Here is a 22,884-nt window from a genome sequence, read left to right as displayed (position 1 = left end):
AATCTCCTTCGTCATGTTAAATCGTACTGCACAGTCAGTCCATCACGGCCTTCTAACCCCTTTAGGCCCTCTTCCGTCATTTTCCTAATCTGTATCAGTATATCATAATTTTCATGCTTTATATATAAAATTTTTCTATAAATATCATTAACTTTGTATACCGCTGCATTGACCGGTCCTATGAGCCGGAAGGACTTGTATCCCTGTACTTTTTCCTGCTCCATGCGATCCGCCCACTGCTGCACCCACCCTGCTGCCAGATCCGCTGTACGGGCCAGGGTCCCTTCTGCCGGACACGCCATCTGCACGGTGAGCAGCGCCACTGCGGGAGGATATCCCAGCAGTCTTCTGTAAGCCATCTCCTGCCTGTAAAAGCTCACGTAATCCTGGGTGGCCGCCGTGCGTATGCTGTAATGATCCGGCTGATAGGTCTGTATCACCACATTTCCGGCCAGCTGCCCTCTTCCCGCCCGCCCGGCCGCCTGGGTCAAAAGGGCAAAGGTCTGTTCTGCGCACCTGTAGTCCGAGGCATAGAGGGATAAATCCGCTGCCAGGGCCCCCACCAGAGTCACCTTTGAAAAATCATGCCCCTTGACAATCATCTGGGTGCCTATGAGTATATCCGCCTCTCCCCTGGCAAAGGAGGAAAGAATCTCCTGATGTCCGCCTTTTTTGGAGGTGGTATCCAAATCCATCCTGAGAATCCTGGCCTTAGGAAAAAGCTCTGCTGCCATGGCCTCAATTTTCTGGGTCCCGGTGCCAAAAGGCGCAATATATGGTGAACCGCAGACAGGACATTTCTTTGGCTGGGGAATGGAGTACCCGCAGTAATGGCACATCATGCGGCCATCCCGGTGCAGTGTCAAAGTAACATCGCAGTGAGGGCATCTGACAGCCTCGCCGCAGGAACGGCAGGACACAAAATTGGCATAGCCCCTGCGGTTGATAAACAGCATGACCTGTTCCCTCTTTTCCAGCCGTTCCTCTATCAGCGCTTTCAGACGCCTGCTGAAAACAGATCGGTTCCCCTCCTTTAATTCTTCCCGCAAATCCACGATCTCAACCCGGGGAAGGCAGGCGTCCTCCTTTGCCCTCTCCTTCAGGGTAAAAAGCCCGTACTCTCCCCTTAAAGCCCTGGTGTAGGATTCCAGGGAAGGGGTGGCTGACCCCAGTATAAGGGAGGCATCATTCATCTGAGCCCGCTTAGCCGCCGCCTCCCTGGCATCATAGCGGGGGGACAGTTCGCTCTTATAAGCGTTTTCATGCTCCTCGTCAATGATGATAAGCCCCAGGTTTTCAAAGGGAGCGAAAAGGGCGGAACGCGGACCGATGACGATGTCAATATCCCCTGTCCTGGCCCGTTCATACTGGTCGTACCGTTCACCGGCAGACATACGGGAATTCATCACCGAAACCCGGTTGCCAAAGCGGCTGTAAAACCGCATGACGGTCTGCCAGGTAAGGGAAATCTCCGGAATCAGCACAATCACCTGACGTCCCGCCGACAGCACATAGGCAATCAGCTCCATGTAAACTTCCGTCTTACCGCTTCCCGTCACCCCGTGAAGCAGATAGGTCCGCCGGATTCCCTGGCCGTACTCCCCTATGACAGCATCTGCAATCTCCCGCTGGAACGGATTCAGCTCAGGCGGAGCGCCCCACAGACCTGATTCCTGTTCATCCGAAACGTCCTGTTTTCTCTCCTGGCTGCCCATAAGCAGCTTCATTTCCTCCAGGGGATTCCGGTATTTCTCCACCACCTCCACGGCTATGATTCCAGCCTCCAGAAGAGGCTTAATGGCTGAAGGCGTAAGGCTCAGCCGGTTCATGGCCTCCTCATAGGGAATGGTGCCGGTCTGAAGCAGCGCATCTAAAAGCCGCAGCTTAGCCTTATGTTTCTTTCTCCCGGCTTCCTCCGCCAGCTCTTTAAGCACCCCCTTGCCCACCAGGGTGCGGATTTTCCGCTTGGGAGCCTCCCTGACCTTCTGTTTCACAGGCAGAACTGTTTTTAAGGCCTGATTCATGGTGGATCCATACCGCTCCTTCATCCACCAGGCCAGCCAAATAAGCTGGGACTCTGCAGCCACGCTTCCCTGCACAATCCCAGCCACATCCTTCAGTTTATGGACATCTATCTGAGCCTGGTCAGTCAGATCCACCACATACCCCTTGCGCTGTCTGTTTCCCTGCCCAAAGGGTATGCGGACCTGCTGCCCCACCTGAATCTTTCCCCGGAGCTCCTCCGGTATCCTGTACTGGAATGTCCTGTCCACATTTTCATGGGAAATATCTATGATAATACTGGCATATCTATGCGCCACTTACGTCACCTGTCTGTCTTGTTATTTTGTACTTTGGTTATTATACATGAGAATTGAGTAAAATGCAAATGGGGTGGGGGATGGGGGATAGGGACGCAGACGTGGCGGGGGGATTCCGTCCGTGAGAGGGAGGCGGGCGGGGATGGATTGATGGTTTCCGCGGTGGCAGGGTCTAAGGCGGCGGGGCGGGGATTTATTTTTGGAATATGTCAATTGCATGGCTGGTGATGCCTGTTAAGTCTTTCCGTTCACAGGTGGCGTAGTGGTATTTTAAATATAATTTGAATGTTTCATCGTCCATTTTGTCGATTGCTTCCCGTATGAGCAGCGCACAGCCGTCAGCCGCCGCATAATGCAGGCGTGTTGTTGGGAATATGGACATCAAATCGTCGATGTCTTCTTTGCGTACAAGCTCAAACAAATCCTTTGGCTCGGATTTGGCTGCAAATGTTTCGGGGTCCAGCAGTCCGTTTTTTATGTATTCAGCTGCATTGATATTGCCGCGGTTGAATCCTTCGTCCAGGAGACAGCCGTCGGATATGACGTATGCGGCAAAGATTATGCCTCCCTGCTTTGTGACGCGGATGGCCTCGCCCAATGCCTGGCGCTTTTCTTCTTTGCTGTACAGATGGTATAGGGGACCCAACAGCAGCGTGATGTCATATCGGTTGTCAGGAAACGCAGATAGGTCCAGTGCATTGCCCTGGGTAATTGTTATATGTTCTGTTGGCAGCATATGCCTGCGGAATACTTCGATGTTATGGGGGACCAGTTCCACTGCGTCAACCATGTATCCCTGACGCGCCAGCGCATGGGAATAACGGCCGGTTCCGGCTCCGATTTCAAGAACACGGCTTCCGGGTTTTATGTATTTTTCTATGTAGCGCATGGTTGTCAGAAATTCCACGGTCCCATGCTTTGGACTCAGTCGGCTGTCCTCGTCATAGCTATTGTAATAATCAATGATGTATTGATTTGTTTTCATATTGCACCCCTATGTTTTTATTGATTCGGACATACCGCTAAAGGGATAATGTCCAGTCCGGTTTTTCCTGTCTTATGAGAGCTGTCAGCATGTTTGCAGCCATTTTTTCTATGCGGTTCCTGTCTAATGTTATTTTTTGCGCCGCTGCCAGGACTGCTATGCCATGGGAATAAAGGAATAAATCCATGAATATTGCTTTTGCCGGCTCCGGTTCAATTCCAACGGCATCCGAAAATATCTTTTCCCTCTTTTCGTTGCCAGCCTCCTTATAGAAATCCTTTGGCTCCTCCATGCTCAGTTCCATATGGTTTATGAATAAAAGCCTGAACAGATGCGTCTCTTCTTTGGCAAACTCAATGTACGAAACCGGCAGAACCAGACATGGATTTATGTTTTCAGAACCGCTGAAATCCTCAACATACTGACTGTAAAATTCATAAGCATAATCAAGAAATTCCCTTTTTAACTCATCCATGTTCTCATAACATGTAAAAATAGGCCGCGTGGAACATTGTAATCTGCCTGAAATACTCCTGGCATTGACAGACTCAAACCCTGCCTCTCTTGTAATGTCCAGAACCGTATTCAGAATCATTTCTTTCGTTATCTTTGCTTTGGGCGGCATAGGCTTACCTCTCTCATTTTCATGTCACATCATGGTCATTGAGCAAGTTGTGCAACATACGCTGCACTACAATTGTTATATTACACTTGTTGCATTACATATGTTACGCAACTATTGTTGCATAGCAATCAACAACTGTCAAGAGATATTTAGAAGTATTTAGTAATATTTATACGTTTTATGGCAAAACCCATCCAAAAAGTACAACTTCTCCATCAATAATCGTATTAGCTGCACATACCAGCAGGAAAGTGATTTTCATTTTTGAACAATAGAAGGACCGCACCATTTCCCCCAGCCAGCCATTTACTTTTTCCGATTGTGAGGTGAAGTGCCGGGAGGCGATTCATATGTAGTGGGTGGGAGCAAGGGGGAAGGAAGCTGGGGATGCATCTACAGGGGCTTAGTCGGTCTTAGGGGGCGGAAAAAGGCGTGAAGAGTCAGACCGCACAGCTGTCTGAGCGCAGCGAGTTTGGGCGGTCTGACTCTTGCTTTTAGCCGTTTTCCGCCCCCTTAGACCGGACTTGCCCCGCAGCCGTATCCCCAGGTTCCTTCCCCCTTGCTCCCACGAACGCGGCACCCCCGCCTCCCCGCGCATCTTCACCTCTCACTCCACAACCCCCGCTCTCTTCTCAAACCCCTTAAACCTTCCTGAAAACATCAATGCCCGGAATATCCAGTCAATGAACATGCCGTACCATACCCCGGAAAGGCCCAGGTCAAATATGTATACAAAGAGGTATGCAAACCCGATTCGGAATACCCACATGGAGAATACGGATACCGCCATGGTGAACTTTGCGTCCAGGGAGGCCCTCAGGGCGTGAGGGATGATGAAGGCCAGGGGCCATATTATCATGGCTATGCTGTGGATCAGGAGCAGCTCACGGGCCATGAGGGCTGCCTGGGGGGACAGATGATAGATTCCCACCAGCGGGCCGGACCAGATGACCATGGCAGTGCTGAATACGGCCAGGATTCCATAAACCACCAGAATAAGGGACTTTGTGTCGTTCCTTGCTTCCTTCAGACGGCCGGCGCCGACGCATTGGCCCACTATGGTCACCAGGCCTAAGCCGATGGCATTTCCCGGAAGATAGAGGACCGTCACCAGATTGCTGGCCACGGCAAAGCTGGCTATGGATACTGTCCCCAGAGAGGAAACCAGACTCTGAAGGAATATCTTGCCGAACTGGAACATGCCGTTTTCCAGCCCGTTGGGAATTCCGATAGACAGGATGTTCTTTATCATATGACGGTCCGGAATCAGGAACTTCCAGCTGTTGAGACGGATGGAATTGTTCCTGCTCTGTATGAGGACGAACATCATAAAAGCAGCCGTCACACGGCTTATAAGGGTAGGCCACGCCACTCCGGCCACGCCCATTTTAAGACCGAATACGCAGATTGCGTTTCCTATAATGTTGATCATATTCATGACAAAGGAGGTCATCATGGATACCTTTGAGTTGCCCATGGAACGGAACAGGGCCGCGCAGGCATTGTAGAGTCCGATGAAGGGATAGGACAGTGCTGTGATCCAGAAATAGGTCTGTGCATTGTCCATGACGTCCTGTTCCACTTTTCCAAATATGCCTCCCAGCAGCTGGGGTCCCCCTACAAGAGCTGTGCCGGCAATGATGACAGAAACAAGCATGGTCACCAGAATCAGCTGTCCGGCTGCCTTCCTGGCATCCCTGGGCTGCTCCTTGCCCAGGTACTGGGCCGATATGACGGCTCCTCCGGTAGCCAGAGCTCCCATGATTTGTATGATTAAGACGCTGATGGAATCCACCAGGGAAACGCCGGACACCGCGGATTCCCCTACCGCGGCCACCATCACCACGTCCACCATTCCCACCAGCACCGCCATGATTTGTTCCACAATAAGGGGCGCCAGAAGCTTTATCATTTGTTTTCTGGAAAACATATCTTACCTTCCTCTTTCTCTCATAATTCCAACAAATTCTCATCGTTCCAACAAATTCTCATCGTTCCAGCAAATTCTCATCGTTCCAGCAAATACCCAGCCATGATTCCCGGAGGCCTTTCTTCCTCTCAGGGCTATGGCTGGGTATCTGTTGCCGCATATCTGTTGCGCATAGTTATTGCCGCATATTTATTGCCGCATTTCGTAGCTCCCGGAACCCATGGCCCTCATGGAGGTGCTGTAGAACCTCTTTGCGGCCCGAATCAGATAGCAGGTATCCTTGATTCCCGCTGTCTCGTACGGGGAGTGCATGGATAGCTGGGGCAGTCCGATGTCCACTGTATTCAGAGCCACATGGCTGTTGGAAATATTGCCCAGAGTGGACCCCCCTGCCTTGTCGGAACGGTTGGTAAATGCCTGGCAGGGTATTCCCTCTTCCTGGCACACCGCCCTGAACACGGCGGCTGAAAGTCCGTCCGTGGCGTACTTTGTGCTGTATTTGATGACGATTCCCTCATTCATGTAGGGACGGTTTACGGGGTCTGATTTGTCTCCATGGTTGGGGTGGGCTGCGTGGGCATTGTCAGCGGAAACCATGAAGCTGGAGGCAATGGCCATCAGGTACTCCTCCCCGCTCCTTCCCATGGCGCTGTTAATCCGTCTCAGCACATCCTCCAGGAAGGTGGAGTCAGCCCCCTGCTTGGTCAGGCTGCCTATCTCTTCATTGTCAAATACCGCGTGAACGCTCACACAGTCCGGATGGCCGCCCTCCAGAAATCCCTTCAAGGTGGAAAACGCGCACTGTAAATCGTCTAAACGGCCGCAGGACAGGAACTCCCCGCTGGCCCCCCAGATGCTTCCCGGCACACGGTTGTAGAGATAGAGATCGTGTCCCAGGATATCCTCCCTTTTAACCCCTGCGCTCTCAGCAACAGTTTCCATGAAGGTTCCCTTTGCGTCCGCTCCGCCGTATAAGGGCAGCATGTCCACCTGGGCATTATACTTATATCCGTCATTGACCTCGCGGTTAAAATGAATGGCCAGGTTTGGTATCATAAGCAGGTCCCGGTCCACCTTTACCAGCTTTGTGGCAATGCGGTTTCCCTCCTTCACAGCCAGACGGCCCGCCACGGAAAGGGGACGGTCAAACCAGGGAGCGCACAGCATACCGCCGTATTTCTCCACGTTCAGCTTTACATAGTGATTTTCTGCCTCCATCTCAGGATTTTCCTTGATTTTAAAAGAAGGAGAATCGCTGTGGCTGGCCATAATCTGGAAACTGGAAAATGCTTTTCCCGGCACCTTAAAGGACACGATGGATGAACCGTTCCTGGTCACAAAGTAGGAACCGCCCTCTGTGAGCTCCCATTTCTCGCCCTCATGAAGCTGTGTGAAGCCCGCCTCCTCAAGACAGTCCGCAATGGACTGTACCGCGTGAAAGCAGGTGGGGCTTTTTTCAAGAAAACTGATGAGTTCTTTGGCTGTGCTTAAACAGTCTTCTCTGTCTATATTCATATGACATCTCCTTTGTCTCTTTATTTCTCCTCTACTGTACCATAAACACACCTCCGCGGCAATGCGGGATGTTTAACTTTTTTTCTCCTTTGCTGCCATCCATGGCATAATGAACCCAAGTCCTACCAGCACAAAGGGAGTTACGATATTCAGAGCCAGCTGGAAGGGGTCATCTGAGTAAATGCCTGTCAGGCAAGCGAAGGCCGTGAATGCAAAACACCAGCCGCCCACCAGGATACCTGCTGCTTTCCCCTTCACAAACCTGTACTCGCCGCAGAACGCATTCCCGGCCCGTTTTAAGGCAATATATGCCACAAAGACCCACAGATAACGCAGGGGCATGCACACCGAGTTTACCTTGACCAGCCAGCGCACCAGAACGTCCACGTTCCTGATGCCAAAGGCAGGGACCACAATCAGTACGCAGACAATGAGAGTCACCAGCCGGTGTCCGTTCACATAGGTGCCATGTTCATTTTTCTCAAACATCCTGCTGGGAATGAAACGGGAATCCGCGCTGTCTAAGAGCATCCTGAGGGGCGCGTCCACGGACAGGACCATAACGGAAAACTGTCCAATCAGATTGGTCAGCGCGTATACCACCACGAAAAAATTCCCCACATGATAATATTCGCCCAGCTTCTGGAACGCGTAGTAGGCGCCGTTGGTCATCAGGTCCTGGGGAATATGGTTGGAATCAAACATCATGCCCAGGGCAATGGTGCCCAGGATGGCGGTCACAGCCACCATGGCTGCCAGGGCCACCATGCCCTTTGCAAAATCCCCGGAAGGATCCTTCATCTTATTTACATAGGGGGAAATCTTCTCACATCCTCCCACCGCGAAAACCAGGATGGAAAGGCTCAGGAAAAAGTTGGCGTTAAAGTCCGGTATGAAGGATGAGGGGGACCAGTCAACGGCTAAGAAGGCACCGTCTGTCAGGGCCGGAGCAGCCACCATCATGGCAATGAACAGCATGGACATAATGAACATGGCGGAACCTGCCAGCGTGGCAAGCCTCTTTAACACCCCTATACCCTTGCCGGACAGGTACATGGCAAACAGGAAAATGACCAGGCACAGAATCTGCATCACCGTGGTATTCATGCCGCTGGCCCTCTTGTCCTGAAACAGGGCCCAGCTGGCTGCAATTACAGTGGAATTTGGTTTTTGGGAGATATAGGGCATATGGACCACCCAGTAGGTCCAGCCCGCGTAGTAAGCCATCTTAGGCCCTATGGTCTCACGAATCCAGGAGCTGACACCGCCTCCGGCATGCTTGAAGGTGGAGCCCAGCTCTCCCACCATCAGTGCATAGGGCACAAAATAAATGGCAAATATAAGAATCCAGGATACAATGGCCTTTAATCCGCCGTACTCCGAGAATCCGTTTATCACATTCCCAAATCCCCAGACTGTTGAAAAGGCCATGAAAGCCAGGGTATGCCAGAGAATCTTCTTATCATCTTTCTGCTGCATCACAATGTTTCTCCTTATCTCATTCAGAATGTACTGTCTGTGACATTTCTGTCCATACCATACATTCTTTCCAAAATGAGGGAAAGATATGAGCATCCAGATAGAATCATGCCCTGGCTTCCTTCAGATGCCTCACTGCCTCGGACAGCTTCATGCTGTTGGACCCTTTAAAAAGAATGCAGTCGCCCTCCTTAATGTGCTCATCCAGCCACTCTTCTACCTGGGCCAAACGGTCCATTTCAATATGGGGCGTCACTGCGCGGGCTGCATCCATTCCGCTGCCAATGCAGGATGCCAGCTCTCCAAGCAAAAGGACCATGTCCAGGGGATGTTCTCCTATGTAGGCGCCGATTTCCTCATGGAACCTGACGGCTTCCAGGCCCAGCTCCTTCATATCGGCTAAGACCGCAATCCTTCGTCCTTCTCCCTTCACGCTGGCCAGCACCTCCAGTCCGGCCTTCATGGACACCGGGCTGGCATTGTAGCTGTCGTCAATGACAGTGACGCCGCCCCACTGAAATATCTGCTGGCGTCCCTTATAGCCCTTAAACTGTCCCAGGGCAAGAGCCGCCTTCTCCATGGAAAGCCCGTATGTATCCGCCACTGCCAGGGCTGCCATGGCATTGCTCACCATGTGGCTTCCCATAACCTGGAGACGCACCCGGACGCTTCTGTCCCCGTGAACCGCCGTGAACACGGGATAGCCTTCTTCCAGGTGCAGATCCTCCGCCCTGTAGTCACAGTCCCGGCCCAGTCCGTAGAGTACCCTCTTTCTGCCCTCCTTCGGAACCACTGAGGCCAGAAGGGGATCGTCGCCGTTTAAGAATAATATGCCCTCTGCCGGCATCCCGTCCTGGATATGCAGCTTCTCCTCCAGAATGTGTTCCTGGGAGCCCAGCTGTTCAATGTGGGCCACCCCTATGTTGGTCATGACGGCACAGTCCACCCTGGCAACCCTGGCAATGCGCTCCATCTCTCCCGGTTCGCTCATTCCCAGCTCAATGACGCCAATCTCAGCAGACTGCGGGATCTCCGCTATGGTAATGGGCACTCCCACCTGGCTGTTGCTGTTGCCCGGAGTCTTATACACCAGGAATCCGGCGCTCAGGGCCTCCGCTATCATTTCCCTGGTAGTGGTCTTTCCCACGCTTCCCGTGATTCCCACCAGCGGCAGGGTAAGGCGTTTCCTGCAAAAGCTTCCCAGGTCCTGAAGGGCCTTTTTCGTGTCAGGCACCTCAATCCACGCGGCCCCAAGGGCTTTCTTCTCCTGCTCCCTGTTTCCCCCGCACTGTTGCCGGACAGAGGCTTTAACATCCTCCCAGCAGTGATGTTCACTGGTAAATACTGCCGCGGCCCCGCTGGCAATTGCCTGGCAGAGAAAGCGGTGGGCGTCCACCCGTTCACCCACAATGGGTACAAACAGGTCATCCCCCTCCATTTTTCTGGAATCCAGGCTGATGTGTCCCGCATGCTGATCCTCCTGCCCCAGCAGAAGGTTTCCTCCTGTCGCCTCAAGCAGTTCCTTAACCGTTATTCCTGTCATACTGTATCTCGTCTCCCAACTCTTTTATGGTTTCTTCAATGACTTCCCTGTCCAGGAAGTGATGGCGCACACCGTTGATTTCCTGATAATCCTCGTGTCCTTTGCCGATGACAGCTATCATATCCCCCGGCTTGGCGTGAAGGATACTGTGGCGGATTGCGTCCCTTCTGTCAGGAATCTCAAGGAAGGCCCCGCCTGTTTTCTCGATACTTCCCCGGATATCCGCCATGATGTCCTCCACCTTTTCATACCTGGAGTTGTCTGCCGTGATGATGCTCAGATCGGCCAGTCTTCCTCCGATTTCGCCCATGGTGTAGCGTCTGTCCTTGGAACGGTTTCCGCCGCATCCAAATACAACCACCAGGCGTTTGGGATGATACTGGCGCAGAGTGGTAAGAAGGCTCTCCATGCTCACCGCGTTATGGGCATAGTCCACCAGGACCGTGCACCTGGATGAGGTGTGGACGATTTCCATGCGTCCATTGACACGTATGTGCTCCAGGGCGTGGACAATCCTCTCTTTTGGAAGTCCCAGAAAGGAGCATACGCACAGGGCTGCCAGGGCATTGTCCACGTTAAACAGGCCGGGGATTCCCAGGCGGACGTCCATGTCCAGTTTTCCTGCGACGTCAAACTCTGTGCCCACAAAGTCCGGCCGGGACACATACCGGATATTGGACGCCTCAAAGTCAGCTTTCGTCTCCCTGTCTTCCTTTACGCGGTACGTATAGAGCCTGCAGGACGCATCCTTCACGATTTCTTTAAAATGCCCGTCATTTAAGTTCACCAGCCCTATCCTGCACATATTCAAAAGGCGCGATTTGCAGTAAAGATATTCCGCAAAATCAGCGTGCTCATCCGGTCCTATGTGGTCCGGGGATATATTGGTAAAAATGCCGTAGTCAAAGGAGATGCCGTCCACCCGGTGCATCTTGATTCCCTGGGACGACACCTCCATAATCATATACTGGCAGCCTGCCTCCGCCATTTTCGCGAAGGACTGGTGCAGTTCATAGGATTCCGGCGTGGTATTCATGGTTGGGGTCACCTGGCCATTGATCACCGTGCCTGTGGTGCCTATCATCCCCACCTTTTTTCCCGCCGCCTCAAGAATGGCTTTTATCATATGGGTGGTGGTGGTTTTTCCCTTTGTTCCCGTGACGCCAATGGTGATCATTCCTGTCGCAGGATAGCCGAACCTGGCTGCCGAGAGAAGAGCCAGGCTTTTCCTGCCCTCCGCTGTTTTAAGTATTGTCACCCGGCCCATCTCATCCTCCGTAAGTCCTGAGGCAGCCAGCTCCTCCTCAACGTCCCGCTCCGTCACAAGCACGCGGACGCCTGCGCGCAGCACATCGGGAACAAAACAGTGGGAATCCACGCGGGTCCCCGCCATACACACAAACACAGCGCCGGGCACTGCCTTTCTGGAGTCATAGACCACCTCTGTGACCTCCGCATCCAGGCTTCCCCTGACAAGTTCATAATCCAGCTCATTTAACCAGGTTCTAAGTATCATCTGAATACCTCATTTCTTTTTCGTGCATCTCATATTATGCCTAAATATATCCTGGCCCGGCGCTCCTTTCCTGGATGCGCCGGGCCAGGCCCATTTCTTAGAAGAGTCCGGTAATCTTACCGTTCCCGTCCACATCAATGCTGTCTGCCGCCGGTTTCTTGGGAAGCCCCGGCATGGTCATGATGGAACCTGTAAGCGCCACCACGAAGCCTGCGCCCGCCGATACATAGGCGTCTCTTACATTGATGGTAAAGCCGGAGGGCCTTCCTAACTTGGTCTGGTCATCCGACAGTGAATACTGGGTCTTGGCCATACACACCGGCAGGTTTCCAAAGCCCATATCCTCAATGCGCTTTAATGCCTTGGCAGCGGCCGGTGCAAAGGATGCGCCGTCTGCCCCGTAAATCTCTCTGGCAATGGTGTTAATCTTATCCTTAAGGCTCATCTCATCCGGATAGAGCACATGGTACTGGGTTGGCTTGTTCTCCAGTGTATCCATTATCTTTTCAGCCAGGGCAATGCCGCCCTCGCCGCCCTTTGCCCACACCTCGGACAGAGCGAATTCACAGCCCCTGTCCTCGCAGAACTTCCTGATATAAGCATATTCCGCTTCGGTGTCCGATATGAAGGAATTGAGTGTAACCACCACGGGTACGCCGAACTTCTGGAGGTTCTCAATGTGCTTCTCCAGATTGACAATGCCCTTCTCAAGGGCTTCCGGATTCTCGGCTGACAGCTGGTCCTTCGGCACTCCGCCGTTGTACTTAAGGGCCCTTACCGTAGCCACCAGAACCACTGCGTCCGGCTTCAGTCCCGCCTTGCGGCACTTGATGTCAAGGAACTTCTCAGCTCCCAGGTCAGCGCCGAAGCCGGCCTCTGTCACCACCACGTCAGCCAGCTTCAGGGCTGTCTTAGTGGCCCTTACGCTGTTGCATCCATGGGCAATGTTGGCAAACGGGCCGCCGTGTACCAGAGCGCCTGTGTGCTCCAGGGTCTGAATCAGGTTGGGCTTTAAGGCATCCTTCAGAAGGGCTGCCATGGAGCCTACCGCATGGAGCTGCTCAGCGGTCACCGGCTCTCCCGCAAAATTATAGGCCACGATAATCTTGCCCAGACGGTTCTTTAAGTCCTCCATGTTGTCTGCCAGGCACAGGATCGCCATGATTTCGGATGCCACTGTAATGACAAAGTGGTCCTCCCTGACCATACCGTCTCCCTTTGCGCCCAGGCCTACCACGATGTTGCGCAGGACGCGGTCATTCATGTCCACGCAGCGCTTCCACTGGATCTGCCTTGGGTCAATACCCAGGGCGTTTCCCTGCTGGATATGGTTGTCTAAGAGCGCTGCCAACAGGTTATTGGCGGATGTGATGGCATGGAAATCACCTGTAAAGTGCAGGTTTAAATCCTCCATGGGCACAACCTGGGCATAACCGCCGCCGGCTGCTCCGCCCTTAACCCCAAAGCAGGGGCCCAGGGACGGCTCCCTGAGTGCTATGATGGCCTTTTTGCCCATCTTTCCGAATGCCTCGCCCAGACCAACCGTGGTAGTGGTCTTTCCTTCTCCTGCCGGTGTCGGGTTAATGGCTGTTACCAGCACCAGTTTTCCGTCGGGACGGTCCTTTACCTGCTCCCAGAGTTCGTCTGTCAGCTTTGCTTTATACTTACCGTAAAGCTCCAGGTCATCCTCCCCGATTCCATAAGCAGCAGCCACTTCCTTGATGGGCCGCATCACGGCCTCCTGTGCAATCTCAATATCTGATTTCATGATTTGTTCCTCCTCTTATATTACGCTTTGCGGCTTTCTGCCCCGCAGGTCCGCCAACGTTTTATTCAAAAGCACCGGCCGCTGCCGCCCATGCCGGCAGCCGCTGCTCTTGTTTCCCCATACATTCCTGTTTCCCCGGTCCGGTTCACCTGCACCGCGTTCCCGGGAACCAGGTTTAATCCCCCTGCTCCAGCAGTTCCTCGAATTCTTCCATGCTCATAAGCACTTTTCTGGGCTTGGTACCTTCTTCCTCGCCCACTACCCCCGCTTCCGCCAGCTGGTCCATAATACGGGCAGCCCGGTTGAAGCCAATCTTAAACATTCTCTGGAGCATTCCGATGGATGCCTTTTCCTTTTCAATAATAAATCTGCCTGCCTGGACAAAGTATTCATCCCGCTCAGAAGCCCCGCCGCCTCCGTCCGCGGACGGGGATGAGACACGGCTTTCCACTTCCGGATTATATTCCGCCACCATGCCCTGTTCTGTCAAAAACTCCACCACGCGGCCCACTTCCTCATCGGACACAAAGGCGCCCTGCACGCGCTGGGGTTTGGGGAATCCTGCCGGATAAAAGAGCATGTCGCCCTTTCCCAGCAGCTTCTCAGCCCCGTTCATATCAATGATGGTCCTGGAATCCACACCTGATGACACGGCAAAGGCAATCCTGGACGGCACATTGGCCTTAATCAGTCCTGTGATGACATTGACCGACGGCCTCTGGGTGGCAATGACCAGATGGATTCCCGCCGCACGGGCCAGCTGGGCCAGGCGGCAGATGGCGTCCTCCACCTCTCCCGGAGCCACCATCATAAGGTCTGCCAGCTCGTCGATGATAATGACAATCTGAGGCATCTTTGCCGGCTTCTTGTCATCCTCAACGTCCTTAATTTTTTCAACTCTTTCATTGTAGCCCTTTAAATCCCTGACATTGCACTCCGCGAACTTCTTATAGCGGTCCGTCATCTCGGCCACAGCCCAGTTAAGAGCTCCGGAAGCCTTCTTGGGATCTGTCACCACAGGGATGAGCAGATGGGGAATTCCATTATAGACACTGAGCTCCACCACCTTGGGGTCCACCATAATCATCTTCACGTCCTCTGGTTTGGACTTGAAAATGATGCTCATAATCAGGGTGTTGATACACACCGACTTACCGGAACCGGTGGCGCCCGCAATGAGCAGATGGGGCATCTTTCCGATATCCGTCACCACCACCTGGCCGCCGATATCCTTGCCCACGGCAAAGGCCAGACGTGACTTGTGGTTCTTAAATGACTCCGCCTCCAGCAAATCCCTCAGGTATACCATATTATTCTCTTTGTTGGGCACCTCGATTCCCACCGCCGACTTACCGGGAATGGGCGCTTCGATGCGGATATCCGCCGCAGCCAGGCTCAGCTTGATGTCATCGGTCAGTCCCACTATCTTGCTGACCTTCACGCCCTGTTCCGGCAAAAGCTCATACCGGGTCACGGCAGGGCCGCAGCTGATATTTGTAACCGTCACCCCTACCCCAAAGTTATGGAGGGTCTGCTGCAGCTTAATGGCCGTGGCCTTATACTCATCCCCTGAGAAGGAACCGGCATTCTTAGCCCCCCTCTTAAGCAGAGTGGTGGGCGGGAACACATATTCCTTCTTTACCGCCTCTTCCTTTTCCTTAATTTCCTGGGCCACGGCCATATTGGTATCCGGCTGTTTGGCCTCCTCCCGCTTCTTCTCAATCTTCTTCTGGAGAAGTTCTGTCTCGGTCTCTATGACCTTGCCTGATGCCGTAACCACCCGCTTGGGCTCCTCCGGCACAAATACGCTGTCATAATTGATACCCTGCTCCGACCTGTCTGTCTCGTAGATATCTGTTTCCCGGCCATCCGCTTCAGGAATTCCCGCTTCGCGAATTCCTGCTTCAGAAACTTCCGTCTCACGGCCCGGGGCTTCGGGCCGTCCTGACCCATAAACGCCGGCGCCTTCAGAAGATATGGCATCCCCGTCCCCGGCGGACCTGACATCAAACTCCATCTCCTCCAGGGTCTTTAAATCCTTTTTCACATGGATGGTGTCATAATCATCCCCGTCGTGTGTCCCATACTCGTCCTCCACCCGGATGCCGGTGACCACAGGAGCTTCACTCCGGTGTCCGGTACGGCTGTGGCCCTCTATGGATCTGGCCAGCGCTCCCAGCTCATCCGTGTCATAGGAATCCCCGTCATCCCCTTCAGACTCCAGAGGCGGGTCAAACCTGCCCACAAACTCATCCGGCGGCAGGACTTCCTTTGCGCCGGCTGTCTGGGCCGGTCCCCAGTCCTCCCCATATGTATCAGGCATATCCGGCATTTCTTCCAGATCCGCTCCAAACTCGCGGTCAAATGCCTCCTCGTCGTACTCCTCATCCTCAGGCGTCATCAGCCTGGTTGCATTCAGGTTAACGCCCCGCACTCTCTGTTCCTCTCGAATGCGTCTGCGTTCCTCCTCCCGTATGGCATGCAGCTCCCTGCGGCGGTCCATATCTTCCCTGGCATACTGATAGGCCTTGTCCCCTCCCCGCTTCACAGCGGACACAAAGGAACGCTCCGTGATACATACCATACAGATGATGAACAGGACAACCAGAACCAGAAAGGTTCCGGGCTTCCCCAATCCGATGGTAAGGAAGGAGGTAAGGACGCCCCCCAGCCATCCGCCGCCCGTACCGGTCAGGGTGGACTGCTTATAATACTCCATCCACTTGGCGCCGGCCGGAACCGTACCGAAAGCCAGCTGCAGCAGCCCGCATACCGTAATCACAGCCCCGGCCACGGCTGCCAGCTTCATGGCGGCATGAATGTTTCCCTGGTTGGACAGATGAAAACAGGTACCCACGAATATCAGAATAGGAAATATATATCCCACTATTCCAAATATCCCCAGCTGTACCCCCCGCAGCACATCGCCCACCACGCCGCACAGCTTGAAATTGCTCAGAAATAAAAGAATGGCAACAGCAAAAGAGCAGATGATGACCACTTCTGCTCTCATAAATTCCGTATTATCCTGTTCATAGGCCTTTTTCCCAGTTGTCCTCCGGCTCTTGGAGGAAGTGCCTGTCTTCTTGGACGTGCTTCCCTTTGGCCTTCCCGGTTTTCTGTTCCCACTCTGCTGTCGTTTCGTTGTTTCAGCCACTTGATACAGCCTCCTGTCATTCTCTTGCAAGTTATCATACCGTATCAGCCTCCCATTCCCACAGCAGGCTGTCTCATTTATACAGTTAACTTATATTATGCTATATTTGAGGTTAAAATTCAAGTGGATTGTTCCAAAAGACGGAATCTTAAGACGGAATCTACCGCCTGCGTTCCCGCTCATCAATCATGGCATAGAGCTTTCCCAGCGCTTCCTTGATGCCCCCCACCTGGTTGATGAGCCCTGCCTCCACGGCCTGGGTCCCCACCAGGACAGTGCCCAGGTCCCTGGTGAGCATCTTTGTATTATGCATCAGCTCCCTCAGCTGGTCATAGGCAATATCGGCATGATTTGATACAAACGTCAGTATGCGGTCCTGTATCATCTCAAAATACTCGTAGGTCTGGGACGTACCTATGACCATCCCTGTCATCCGCACCGGATGAATCATCATGGTGCCTGACGGCACGATAAAGGAATAATTGGTGGACACGGCCAGGGGAACCCCGATGGAATGGCTTCCGCCCAATACCAGGGATACGGTGGGAAGGCTGAGGGACGCAATCATTTCCGCAATGGCAAGACCCGCGTCCACGTCCCCTCCGGACGTGTTGAGCAGCACCAGAAGTCCGTCCACACTGTCGTCGTCCTCTATTTCGGCCAGCTTCGGCAGTATATGGTCGTATTTCGTAGTCTTGCTGCTTCCCGAGGAATTCTCGTGTCCCTCCACCTCCCCAATGATGGTGATGAGATGGATTTTCCTCTGTTTGCGGTTGTCCTCCAAAATGACCTGGCCATACTCCTCCAGCTTATTGTCTTCCTTCTCCTCTATTTCCTTCTCAAGCTTCTTAGCCTCATCGTCCTGCTGGCGTACCTGTCCGTTTCCGTTTTCCACCTGATTGTCTCTTTTTTTCCTGTTTTTTTTTCCTTGTCCCATAATCAGACCACCCTTTCGTGAACATTCATCAATTAAGGATAGTCTGTACCGCGAACCATAAAATATGCGCTGCCTTTCACAGAGTTTTACACAAAAACTGCCGGCCAGCAGAGACTGCTGACCGGCTTTCTGAATAAAATACAATATTTTTGATCTAGTCGCCCAATACATTTCTGATAGCCACAGGCGACCTGTAATTCCAGGTGGAAATCTTGATACCGCTCTTACGGCTGGCTGCATGGACTACCTGGCCGTTGCCGATGTAGATGGCTACATGGTTTACCTGGCCGCCGCTGCCCGCATAGAATATCAAATCGCCCGGGCGCATGTTGCCTGAGGTCACCGCCTTGCCCATCTTGGCCTGGGAGCCGGAATAATGAGGCAGGGATACGCCGAACTGTCTCATGACCTGCATGGTAAATCCGGAACAGTCCACGCCCTTTGTCAGGCTGGTTCCTCCCCATACATACGGGTTGCCCACATACTGAAGGGCGTAATTCACCACCTTGGAACGCCTGGACGCCGCATTGTTGGCCGCCGCCTCGGCAGGTGAGAACTTGATGGCCTCGTTCAGTGCGTAGCGCACCTCCACGTTGTTGTCCCTGGTGGAAATAAACGCCTTATCCACCTTGCTTGTGTCCTCTTCATCCACAGAATCCAGGTCAATCTCCACCCAGCCGTCTAACTGCGCCACAACCGGATAACGCTCGTCCTTTACAATCTGGGTCCAAATCTTGGCGTCCGTGTTGGGCTCCGTGCGCACATTCAGCACGTCTGTGTTGATAACCGCCTTAAGAGTGGCGTTCTGCATGGCTATATCCCTTGCCTCCTGGCCTGTGGCCGTGTACTGGGGGTCTGCTGAGATATAACCGATGATGGGGCCTGACTTAATTTTATACCAGCCGTCCAGGGTCTCCAGGATCTCGCCTGCCGCCTTGCTGGTCATCTTTCCGATAATCTTGCCGTCTGACTTTGGCTCCTGGCGCACATTCAGGTAGTTGTTCACCTTGGATATGACCAGATTGTCATACTGGTTGATGGCCATGGCCTTCATGTCCATTTTACGTCCTTCGTTCAGGGAATAGGCCACCTCGGCATATTCAGAGGAAATATATCCCTCCTCAATCTGAATCCAGCCGTCCTCCAATCCCTTGACCACGTAGCGCTCTCCCTTTAAGGCCTGTCCGATGACATTTCCCGGGTCCAGGGCAGGTGCCTGGCGGATGTTCAGATTGTCAGCCGTCACCGTGGCGCGCAGTTTGACAAGCTCCTTTGCCTTTTCCCTGGCTTCATCTCCGGTCAGAAGATACTGGTTGCTGATGTAGCCCTCCACTCCGCCGGAAGTGATGTGGGACCAGTCCCCTTCTGTTGCCAGAATCTCACAGGCTCCGTCCCCTGACAGCTTACCTATGATCTTGCCGTCGGTGCTGGGAGTCTCCCTTATGTTGAGGTAGCCGGACACCTGCACGATTCCCAGATTGCTGTAGGAGCTGATTACATTGTCAATCTCCTGGGCTTCCTTCAGGGCCGCTTCCTTCTCCGGAGAAACACTGGCCGGATCCGCCTGGGCCGGGGTGGCGTTTCGCACCTGTCCCGTGGGTGCCGGTCCGGCTGCCTTGCCGGATACCGGCTTCTTAACTGCCTTTACTCCCAGCACGATGATTCCCACTGCCGCGATGACAGCCAGCAGGAGCACAAGGTATCTGGGGTCCAGCCGTTGATTCCGTTTTTTTCTGGCCTTGTTCAGGCTCGATAGATAATCCTTATGTTCAAGCATGATTATTATAATCTCCAACTCATTTTTCGCCATAAAAGCTCATATAGCGTAAAGTATATCATAAAAACAGACTCGAAAATGTGAAAAATTTCTTAAATTTTGCCGGTCCCCGAAGTATTTACATGAAATGCCCCGGAAACCGGCAATGTCAGCGGCTGATATGGATTACTTTGAGAGCAGCATGCGGTCATTGGCAAACTGCCCTCCGCTGGCCTCCGCAAACTTGGCCAGAAGGTCATCTACGGTCAGGTTCTGTTTTTCACTGCCGGACACGTCATAGATAATACGGCCGTCATTCATCATGATAAGCCGGTTTCCTATCTGGATGGCGTCCTTCATGTTATGGGTCACCATGAGGGCTGTGAGATTCTGTTCCGTCACCATCTCATTTGTCAGGTCCAGCACCTTTCTGGCCGTCTGGGGATCCAGGGCCGCCGTGTGCTCGTCCAGCAGGAGAAGCTTCGGCTTCTGCAGCGTTGCCATGAGAAGGGTAAGCGCCTGTCTCTGTCCGCCTGAGAGCAGTCCCACCTTACTGCTCATGCGGTTCTGGAGTCCCAGTCCCAGTCTGGTCAGCAGGTCGTGGTAATAGTCCTTCTCATTGGCCCTGATCCCCCAGCCCAGCCCTCTTCTCTGTCCCCTTCTGAAGGCCAGTGCCATGTTTTCCTGTATTTCCATGCCGGCTGCCGTTCCCTTCATGGGATCCTGGAACACCCGGCCAATGTATTTGGCCCGCTTGTATTCCGGCTGCCTGGATATATTCACTCCGTCAATCTCGATCTTTCCGGAATCAATGGGATACACCCCGGCTATCATGTTGAGCATGGTGGACTTGCCCGCGCCGTTTCCTCCGATAACCGTCACAAAATCCCCGTCGTTCAGGGTCAGGTCAATGCCGTTTAACGCCTTCTTCTCATTGATGGTGCCTTTGTTGAATGTCTTGCGCACATTGGTCAAAATCAGCATTATGCATTCCCTCCTTCCGAGTATTCCTTGTAGGTCCTCCACTTATTGGCAGCCACCGGAATGCAGAGAGCCAGGGTAACCACAATGGCGGATAAAAGCTTCATGTAGTTTGGATTCATGCCCATCTTGATGACAAAGGCCCGGATGACAAAGTAAATCACGGAACCAATGACCGCAGCCGACAGCTTAAGGGCAAAGTTGCAAAACCAGCCAAAGAGCACTTCCCCGATGACTATGGCTGCCAGGCCAATGACAATGGCTCCGGTGCCCATCTGGATATCCGCGTATTTCTGGCCCTGGCATACCAGGGCGCCTGACATGCCCACCAGACCATTGCTGAGCATCAGGGCCAGCAGCTTGGTCCACTTGGTGTTAACCCCCAGGGCGCGTATCATATCCTCATTATTTCCCGTTGCCCTCAGGGCGCTTCCTATCTCCGTTCCGAAGAACCAATACATCACAGCCACCATAAGTATGGCCGCCGCGATTCCTATGACCTGGGACGCCTGGGCCTGGTTAAAGCCGGTGGAGGAAGAAACCATGGTCACAATGGTCTTGGACTTGAGAAGGGGTATGTTGCTGCTTCCTCCCATAATCCACAGGTTGATTGACCACAGGGATATCTGGGTCAGAATTCCGGCCAGTATGGACGGTATCTCAAATACTGTGTGAAGGATGCCTGTCACAAAACCGGCCGCCATTCCCGCCAGGGTGGCTATGGCCAGAGCCGCCACCGGATTCATTCCCCTGTCCACAATCAGCGTGGCACAGACGCAGCCCCCCAGGGCAAAGCTTCCGTCCACAGTCAAATCAGCAATGTCCAGGAGCTTGAAGGTGATGTACACCCCCAGCACCATGATTCCCCAGAGCACGCCCTGTCCCACTGCATCTAACAGATTGGGGCCCATGCCCTGCATCAGATTCGCCAAATTCATATCTATACTTACCTCCGTTCCTGTCTCTGTCCCTTTGTATCATTTGATTATGTAAATAGCTTGCCCAAACCGCCGTTCCCGGAAGCCTTACGGCTTGAGCAAACCATCTACCCTCTTTGCCGGATGCCAATTTACCCAATGACTGAAAAGAGGGTGCTGCGGGCCAAAGCGGTTTTTACCGTCTCTGCCCCGCAGCACCGCCTGTATCATCTGAGCCGCCCGACTGTTTATCTTGCTCCGGATACATCAATCCCAAGAGTCTGGGCTGTCTCCTCGTTCACTGTCAGCTCGCACTTCTCAGCCGGCAGGTACTCAATCGGCATATCGGCCGGTGACGCTCCCTCGGTGAGGATTTTCACAGCCTGCTGGCCGGTCATGTATCCCAGCTGGTAATAATCAATTCCGTATGTAGCCAGTCCGCCGTTCTGTACCATGCCTGCCTCTCCGCAGATAACCGGCAGCTTGTTGTCTCCTGCCACCATTCCGACTGTGGCCATACCTGCCGCGATTACATTGTCCGTAGGAGCATACACCGCATCCACCGCGCCTACCATGGACTGTACCACGGTCTGGATCTCATTGGAGCTGGAAACCGTATATTCCTTGCTCTGCATGCCTGCCGCCGCAATGGCTTCCTTGGCCATGTCCGCCTGAATCTTGGAGTTGGACTCCGCGGAGCAGTACAGCACGCCAACGGTCCTGGCATCCGGAACCAGCTGCTTAAGCAGGTCAATCTGCTCCTTCACAGGAGTCAGATCAGAGGTTCCTGTAACATTTGCTCCCGGCTTTTCATTGGTGTTAACCAGACCGGATTCAGCCGGGTCTGTCACTGCGGTAATCAGGACAGGCGTATCCTCCACCGCGCCCACCATGGCCTGCGCAGCCGGAGTGGCGATGGCCAGAATCAAATCCTTCTTCTCGTTGGCGAACTTGGATGCCACTGTCTGACATGCAGACTGGTCGCCGGAAGCATTCTGCTGGTCAACCTCGTAAACGATTCCAGCGTCGTCTAAGGCAGCGATGAAACCGTCATTGGCAGCGTCCAGAGCGGTGTGCTGCACCAGCTGGAGTACGCCAATCTTATAGGTGGTTCCCTCTGCCTTCGCGGCAGTCTCACCCTCTGAGGTCTCTCCCTCAGTTGTCTCTTCCGCCTTTGCAGCCGTATCAGCCGCGGTCTCCTTCTGTGCCTCGGTGGCAGCTGCCGTGGTTTCAGCCGTATTGCCTCCGCAGGCAGTCATGGACAGAACCATGACGCCGGCTAAAACCAGGGACATGATTTTTGATATCTTTTTCATAAAAACTCTCATTCCTTTCGCTTCGCTTAGGCACAAAACAGTTATGAAATAGCAAGTTTGTGCTTCCACTATTTTATTTTTGATGTTAAACTCTCCTCAGACAGATACACTACAGAGCACGGAGGAGGAAGTAGAATC

At 53.3% G+C, this 22,884-nt stretch carries 15 protein-coding genes; all 15 read right to left on the bottom strand.

Translation table 11 applies throughout. The annotated features are described in order from the left end of the window. Positions 1–11: 11 nt before the first annotated feature. The 15 genes from priA to LA360_RS02105 all read right to left on the bottom strand — a co-directional run bounded on the left by priA (position 12) and on the right by LA360_RS02105 (position 22,746). On the bottom strand, positions 12–2,321 hold the full coding sequence (gene priA / locus LA360_RS02175; RefSeq protein ID WP_002595687.1) for a replication restart helicase PriA: 2,310 nt from the start codon (positions 2,319–2,321) through the stop codon (positions 12–14). A gap of 193 nt (positions 2,322–2,514) precedes the next feature. Next, positions 2,515–3,306 (bottom strand): class I SAM-dependent methyltransferase, encoded by a 792-nt coding sequence (locus LA360_RS02170; RefSeq protein WP_002583433.1) that lies wholly within the window; start codon positions 3,304–3,306, stop codon positions 2,515–2,517. A gap of 37 nt (positions 3,307–3,343) precedes the next feature. Then, complete coding sequence (locus LA360_RS02165) at positions 3,344–3,931, bottom strand: TetR/AcrR family transcriptional regulator (protein WP_002583434.1); 588 nt, start codon at positions 3,929–3,931, stop codon at positions 3,344–3,346. Positions 3,932–4,538: 607 nt separating this feature from the next. After that, positions 4,539–5,861, bottom strand: a complete 1,323-nt coding sequence (locus LA360_RS02160; protein WP_002583435.1) for an MATE family efflux transporter — start codon at positions 5,859–5,861, stop codon at positions 4,539–4,541. Between the two features lie 189 nt (positions 5,862–6,050). Further along, positions 6,051–7,376, bottom strand: a complete 1,326-nt coding sequence (locus LA360_RS02155) for a M18 family aminopeptidase (protein WP_002583436.1) — start codon at positions 7,374–7,376, stop codon at positions 6,051–6,053. 72 nt (positions 7,377–7,448) lie between these two features. Continuing rightward, entirely contained in the window at positions 7,449–8,855 is a 1,407-nt protein-coding gene (locus LA360_RS02150) for an APC family permease (protein WP_022201902.1), read from the bottom strand. Between the two features lie 106 nt (positions 8,856–8,961). Continuing rightward, positions 8,962–10,398 (bottom strand): UDP-N-acetylmuramoyl-tripeptide--D-alanyl-D-alanine ligase, encoded by a 1,437-nt coding sequence (locus tag LA360_RS02145; protein ID WP_022201901.1) that lies wholly within the window; start codon positions 10,396–10,398, stop codon positions 8,962–8,964. Further along, entirely contained in the window at positions 10,379–11,914 is a 1,536-nt protein-coding gene (locus tag LA360_RS02140; RefSeq protein WP_022201900.1) for a UDP-N-acetylmuramoyl-L-alanyl-D-glutamate--2,6-diaminopimelate ligase, read from the bottom strand. The genes LA360_RS02145 and LA360_RS02140 overlap by 20 nt, the downstream gene beginning before the upstream one ends. Before the next feature lie 97 nt (positions 11,915–12,011). Beyond that, on the bottom strand, positions 12,012–13,682 hold the full coding sequence (locus LA360_RS02135) for a formate--tetrahydrofolate ligase (RefSeq protein WP_022201899.1): 1,671 nt from the start codon (positions 13,680–13,682) through the stop codon (positions 12,012–12,014). A 175-nt stretch (positions 13,683–13,857) separates the two neighbouring features. Then, the gene (locus LA360_RS02130) at positions 13,858–16,839 is read right to left on the bottom strand and encodes a DNA translocase FtsK (protein WP_022201898.1); all 2,982 of its coding nucleotides are present in this window, start codon (positions 16,837–16,839) and stop codon (positions 13,858–13,860) included. A 160-nt stretch (positions 16,840–16,999) separates the two neighbouring features. Then, positions 17,000–17,776 carry a ClpP family protease gene (locus LA360_RS02125; protein WP_022201897.1) on the bottom strand — a complete coding sequence of 259 codons (777 nt, stop codon included), beginning with the start codon at positions 17,774–17,776 and terminating at the stop codon, positions 17,000–17,002. Positions 17,777–17,930: 154 nt separating this feature from the next. Continuing rightward, positions 17,931–19,553, bottom strand: coding sequence for a C40 family peptidase (locus LA360_RS02120; RefSeq protein ID WP_057572572.1), 1,623 nt, complete (start codon positions 19,551–19,553; stop codon positions 17,931–17,933). Positions 19,554–19,718: 165 nt separating this feature from the next. Further along, positions 19,719–20,516, bottom strand: a complete 798-nt coding sequence (locus LA360_RS02115) for an ABC transporter ATP-binding protein (RefSeq protein ID WP_022200732.1) — start codon at positions 20,514–20,516, stop codon at positions 19,719–19,721. Then, positions 20,516–21,451: an ABC transporter permease gene (locus LA360_RS02110; RefSeq protein ID WP_022200733.1), complete on the bottom strand. Its 936-nt coding sequence runs from the start codon at positions 21,449–21,451 to the stop codon at positions 20,516–20,518. Before LA360_RS02110 ends, LA360_RS02115 begins: the two co-directional genes overlap by 1 nt. A 227-nt stretch (positions 21,452–21,678) precedes the next feature. After that, entirely contained in the window at positions 21,679–22,746 is a 1,068-nt protein-coding gene (locus LA360_RS02105) for an ABC transporter substrate-binding protein (protein ID WP_057572573.1), read from the bottom strand. Positions 22,747–22,884: the final 138 nt, after the last annotated feature.

The organism is Enterocloster clostridioformis (assembly GCF_020297485.1).
Classification (GTDB): Bacteria; Bacillota; Clostridia; order Lachnospirales; family Lachnospiraceae; genus Enterocloster; species Enterocloster clostridioformis.
The sequence above is the reverse complement of the archived record's forward strand: the minus strand, read 5'-3'. Positions and strand labels throughout refer to the sequence as shown.

What these genes read in the sequence shown, in the direction of transcription:
- LA360_RS02135 (WP_022201899.1), bottom strand. Translation starts at nt 13,682, where the DNA reads ATGAAATCAGATATTGAGATTGCACAGGAGGCCGTGATGCGGCCCATC.
- LA360_RS02105 (WP_057572573.1), bottom strand. Translation starts at nt 22,746, where the DNA reads ATGAAAAAGATATCAAAAATCATGTCCCTGGTTTTAGCCGGCGTCATG.
- LA360_RS02155 (WP_002583436.1), bottom strand. Translation starts at nt 7,376, where the DNA reads ATGAATATAGACAGAGAAGACTGTTTAAGCACAGCCAAAGAACTCATC.
- LA360_RS02140 (WP_022201900.1), bottom strand. Translation starts at nt 11,914, where the DNA reads ATGATACTTAGAACCTGGTTAAATGAGCTGGATTATGAACTTGTCAGG.
- LA360_RS02160 (WP_002583435.1), bottom strand. Translation starts at nt 5,861, where the DNA reads ATGTTTTCCAGAAAACAAATGATAAAGCTTCTGGCGCCCCTTATTGTG.
- LA360_RS02125 (WP_022201897.1), bottom strand. Translation starts at nt 17,776, where the DNA reads ATGGGACAAGGAAAAAAAAACAGGAAAAAAAGAGACAATCAGGTGGAA.
- LA360_RS02120 (WP_057572572.1), bottom strand. Translation starts at nt 19,553, where the DNA reads ATGCTTGAACATAAGGATTATCTATCGAGCCTGAACAAGGCCAGAAAA.
- LA360_RS02110 (WP_022200733.1), bottom strand. Translation starts at nt 21,451, where the DNA reads ATGAATTTGGCGAATCTGATGCAGGGCATGGGCCCCAATCTGTTAGAT.
- LA360_RS02165 (WP_002583434.1), bottom strand. Translation starts at nt 3,931, where the DNA reads ATGCCGCCCAAAGCAAAGATAACGAAAGAAATGATTCTGAATACGGTT.
- LA360_RS02170 (WP_002583433.1), bottom strand. Translation starts at nt 3,306, where the DNA reads ATGAAAACAAATCAATACATCATTGATTATTACAATAGCTATGACGAG.
- LA360_RS02145 (WP_022201901.1), bottom strand. Translation starts at nt 10,398, where the DNA reads ATGACAGGAATAACGGTTAAGGAACTGCTTGAGGCGACAGGAGGAAAC.
- LA360_RS02115 (WP_022200732.1), bottom strand. Translation starts at nt 20,516, where the DNA reads ATGCTGATTTTGACCAATGTGCGCAAGACATTCAACAAAGGCACCATC.
- LA360_RS02150 (WP_022201902.1), bottom strand. Translation starts at nt 8,855, where the DNA reads ATGCAGCAGAAAGATGATAAGAAGATTCTCTGGCATACCCTGGCTTTC.